The organism is Bradyrhizobium sp. P3_C3, from assembly GCF_056402655.1.
The window spans coordinates 1-711 of the sequence record NZ_JBFUGY010000146.1; the positions used below are offsets into that span (position 1 = coordinate 1).

Consider the following 711-nt stretch of genomic DNA (forward strand, 5'->3'; position numbering starts at 1 on the left):
TGGCCGAACCGCCCGTTACCGTCAGACAGAGCCCGGCGGTGKCGAATTCTTTCGCGATGCTGCCGAAACAGGATACACGCCCGCCTGAAACCGTCGATCGCAAGCGACAACGCAAGATGTTGCATGTTGCGGCTCGACCGAGGCGAAACGTCCAGCCGCAGATGCTTCTGGCGGCACGACAAGGGCAGTTCGGCTGGTTCGGCTTCAGAACCTGGTGATCGGCGTCCGGTCGGGACCTGTATCTCGCTCAGCGTTCCATTGTTCATCGACAAGCCAAGCTTGGATGCGGGACGACGGAATGAGTTGCTTGGGGACGTGCGGATTGATCGTGCCCGCAAATACTACGAGACCTTCGTCGAGCTTTGCACGAACGAATGCCTTGGCCTCTGCTTCCGTAGCGAAGGTCCTTGTTTCCCGAGGGCTCCGCTGCTTCGGCAGCGTGCCGCGTTTACGAACCTCGAAGGTGACATACCAAGTCGGCGTCATCGCACGCACCAACTAATCGCCCTAGCCCAGTCGGTCTCTTATTTTGGTGCGGGTATCACGAAGCTGGTTGATCTGAATCAAGGTCGCGGTGACGGGCGGCAGGAAACACGGATAATGTTCGACGGAGTTAACGCACAGCCCAGCTCACCCTTGATGTACGTCAATGTCGCTCATCTCTCCGCGCACACGCTATCGTAAGCCGTAGGAATGCGGCTTTTGCTACCC

At 58.3% G+C, this 711-nt stretch carries 2 protein-coding genes; one reads left to right on the top strand and one right to left on the bottom strand.

Annotation, left to right across the window (positions count from 1 at the left end; all coding sequences use genetic code 11):
- Positions 1-218: hypothetical protein (locus AC1DW2_RS43840; RefSeq protein WP_477009217.1), on the top strand; the 218-nt coding region annotated here is incomplete at its 5' end.
- Here AC1DW2_RS43840 and AC1DW2_RS43845 read toward each other — a convergent pair.
- The gene (locus tag AC1DW2_RS43845) at positions 205-486 is read right to left on the bottom strand and encodes a hypothetical protein (RefSeq protein ID WP_084795344.1); all 282 of its coding nucleotides are present in this window, start codon (positions 484-486) and stop codon (positions 205-207) included. The genes AC1DW2_RS43840 and AC1DW2_RS43845 overlap by 14 nt on opposite strands.
- Positions 487-711 lie beyond the last annotated feature (225 nt).